This is a genomic window from Streptomyces sp. SBT349, from assembly GCF_001083795.1.
Lineage (GTDB): Bacteria > Actinomycetota > Actinomycetes > Streptomycetales > Streptomycetaceae > Streptomyces.
On record NZ_LAVK01000556.1, the window covers coordinates 1 to 3,043 of the forward strand.

Annotated in this window: 3 protein-coding genes; 1 reads left to right on the forward strand and 2 read right to left on the reverse strand. The window is 76.3% G+C overall.

Going from position 1 to position 3,043, the window contains the following annotated elements; all coding sequences use genetic code 11:
* Window positions 1–37 precede the first annotated feature (37 nt).
* Both ADY01_RS34505 and ADY01_RS34510 read right to left on the reverse strand, forming a co-directional pair.
* Window positions 38–400, reverse strand: coding sequence for an antibiotic biosynthesis monooxygenase (locus tag ADY01_RS34505; protein ID WP_049580727.1), 363 nt, complete (start codon window positions 398–400; stop codon window positions 38–40).
* A gap of 101 nt (window positions 401–501) precedes the next feature.
* Window positions 502–1,194 (reverse strand): UdgX family uracil-DNA binding protein, encoded by a 693-nt coding sequence (locus ADY01_RS34510; RefSeq protein ID WP_049580728.1) that lies wholly within the window; start codon window positions 1,192–1,194, stop codon window positions 502–504.
* A gap of 154 nt (window positions 1,195–1,348) precedes the next feature.
* On the opposite strand from ADY01_RS34510, the gene ADY01_RS34515 reads away from it, so the two are divergent.
* The gene (locus tag ADY01_RS34515; RefSeq protein WP_199826386.1) at window positions 1,349–2,842 is read left to right on the forward strand and encodes a dihydrolipoyl dehydrogenase family protein; all 1,494 of its coding nucleotides are present in this window, start codon (window positions 1,349–1,351) and stop codon (window positions 2,840–2,842) included.
* The last annotated feature ends 201 nt before the right edge of the window (window positions 2,843–3,043 follow it).

Consider the following 3,043-nt stretch of genomic DNA (forward strand, 5'->3'; position numbering starts at 1 on the left):
TCGGGATCCTGACCGCCGGGGCCCGGGGCCCCGGCGGTCAGGATCCCGATCCCCGGGGTCCTGGCCCCACCTCCCGGACCACCGTGTAGGTGGGGCGCCCCGTCATGCGCGGCTCCGCGTGCCCGGCGAGACCGGCCAGCGCGCGCTGGATGGCGGCGGCCCGGCCGTCGCCGTCGGACGTGGCGACGAAGCGGGCGTAGTCCCCCTCGCTCGCCCAGTGCACGATGGTGTACACGCGGGTGCCGTCCGTACTCACATGGAAACGGGCCGACCGGTAGCCCGGGTGGAAGCGCACCCACTCCTCCTGGATCCGGGCGAACGCCGCGACCAGTTCGGCCTGCGTCTCCGGCCCGTCGACGGTGTAGTCGATGATCGAGTGGAAACCGGGGTCGGTGCTCATGCTGGCTCTCCCGAAGCGTGGCGTGACGGATGGGGGCGAATCCCCGCCAGGAGCCTGCACGTTCAAGGACGCTTGAGGTCAAGTCCCGCCGTCGGCCGCGGTCAGCCCAGGGCCTCCGCCGCCACCCGCAGGTCGGCGACCAGCCCTCCGTAGACCGCGTCACGGTCCTCGCCCGCGCGCAGCACCGCCGACGGGTGGACGGTGGCCACCAGCGCCGTGCCCGCGCGGTCGGGCAGGTCCAGCCGCACGCCGCGCTGCCGGGTGACGCGGAACGAGGAGCCCAGCAGCGCCTTGCCCGCCGTGGCGCCCAGCGCCACCACCACCTCGGGGTCCACCTCCCGCAGCTCGGCCTGGAGCCACGGCTTGCAGGCCGTCAGCTCCCGCAGGCTCGGCGGCTTGTGGATGCGCCGCTTGCCCGGTCCCGGGCGGCTGAACTTGAAGTGCTTGACCGCGTTGGTCAGATAGGTCGCCTCGGGGTCGATGCCCGCCTCGTCCAGCGCCCGGCCGAGCAGCCGCCCCGCCGGGCCGACGAACGGCTCGCCGCGCCGGTCCTCCTGGTCACCCGGCTCCTCGCCCACCAGCAGCACCCGGGCGGACGGGTCCCCGGCGCCGAAGACCGTGCCCGTGGCGTCCCGGAACAGCGGGCAGCCCTGACACCCGGCCGCGGCCCGCCGCAGCGCGGGCAGGTCCGCCTCCCCGGGAAGGTACGGCGCCGCGTCGTACCCCTCGGGTCCCGGTGCGGCCGATGCCTTCGCTCCCCGCGTTCTCCGCGTGCTCCGCGCTCCCTGTGCCACGACGCCCGGGTACCCGCGACCGCCCCGCTCACCCCTCCCCCGGGGCGGCTGGGGCCCGGTGGGGTGCGTGCGCGTTCCTCACGCGGGAAGGTGTGGGGTCGGCCTACGGTGGGACCCGCCCATCTGCCGGCCCACACCTTCGAGGAGCACCCGAATGAGCGACGCCAGCGGCGCAAGCGCCCCCTCCGAATCCCGCGAAGCGGCGGGGTCCGCCGAGTACGACGTGATCGTCATCGGCGCGGGCCCGACCGGGGAGAACGTGGCGGACCGGACCGTCGCCGCGGGTCTGCGCACGGCCATCGTGGAGAGCGAACTGGTCGGCGGGGACTGCTCGTACTGGGCGTGCATCCCCAGCAAGGCGCTGCTGCGCCCCCCGGCGGCCCTGGCCGCGGCACGGGCGGTCGGTGGGGCGCGCGAGGCGGTGACCGGGCGGCTGGACGCGGCCGCCGTCCTGGAGCGGAGGGACTCCTTCGTGTCCGGGTGGCAGGACGACGGGCAGGTCTCCTGGCTGGACTCGGCCGGCATCGAACTGGTCCGCGGCCACGGGCGGCTGGACGGGGAGCGCCGGGTGACGGTGCGGCGGCCCGAGGGCGGCACGCTGGTGCTGACGGCCCGGCACGCGGTGGCGGTGTGCACGGGCAGCGCGGCGGCGGTTCCCGGGCTGCCGGGCGTGGCCGAGGCCCGGCCGTGGACGCCGCGCGAGGCGACGTCCGCCAAGAGCGTTCCCGGGCGGCTCGCGATCGTGGGCGGCGGGGTCGTCGGGGTGGAGATGGCGGCGGCGTGGGGGGCGCTGGGTTCGAAGGTCACCCTGCTGATGCGCGGGGAGCGCCTGCTGCCGCGGATGGAGGCGTTCGCGGGCGAGCTGGTCGCCGAGGGGTTGGCGGAACGCGGGGTGGAGGTGCGCGGCGGGGCCTCCGTCGCGGCGCTGCGCCGCCCCGACCCGCGGGGCCCGGTGACGCTCACGCTGGAGGGAGGCGAGGAGGTGGAGGCGGACGAGGTGCTGTTCGCCACCGGCCGCAGGCCGCGCACCGAGGACATCGGCCTGGAGACGGTGGGGCTCGAACCGGGGTCGTGGATCGAGGTGGACGACACCCTGCGGGTGAGCGGCGTGGACGGCGACTGGCTGTACTGCGTGGGCGACACCAATCACCGTTCGATGGTGACCCACCAGGGCAAGTACCAGGCCCGGGTGGCGGGGGCGGTCATCGCGGCGCGGGCCGCGGGCGAGCCGGTCGACGCGGCGCCGTGGGGGCGCCACGTGGCGACGGCGGACTCGGCGGCGGTGCCGCAGGTGGTGTTCAGCGAGCCCGAGGCGGCCTCGGTGGGCGTCACGGCCGAGGAGGCCGAGCGCGCGGGCCGCCGTGTCCGGGTGGTGGACTACGAGTTGGGGAACGTGTCGGGCGCCGCCCTGTTCGCCGACGGTTACCGGGGCAGGGCGCGGATGGTGGTGGACCTGGACCGCGGGCATCTCGCGGGCGTCACCTTCGTCGGCCCGCAGGTGAGCGACCTGCTGCACGCGGCGACCATCGCGGTGGCGGGCGAGGTGCCGGTCGAGCGCCTGTGGCACGCGGTCCCGTCGTTCCCGACGGTCAGTGAGATCTGGCTGCGCCTGCTGGAGACCTGCCGGGACCAGGAGGCCGCCGGGTAGCCTCGGGGCACCCCGCACGAGGAGCGCGAGCGGCTGACCGACCTGGTCGACGCACCCCTCTCGGTGAACACCGCGCTCAACCGGCTCTCCCACGACCCGGGCGAGCCGGTGGTCGCCCCCGCGAGCCCCCCGGGCGGAGGGCGCGGGTGGGGAGGGCCGCCGGCCCGCGTCGACCGGCGGCGGGTGTGTACGGCCGAGGGG

Excerpts from the sequence above, each read along its gene's own strand:
- ADY01_RS34505 (WP_049580727.1), bottom strand. The coding sequence starts at position 400 with ATGAGCACCGACCCCGGTTTCCACTCGATCATCGACTACACCGTCGAC.
- ADY01_RS34515 (WP_199826386.1), top strand. The coding sequence starts at position 1,349 with ATGAGCGACGCCAGCGGCGCAAGCGCCCCCTCCGAATCCCGCGAAGCG.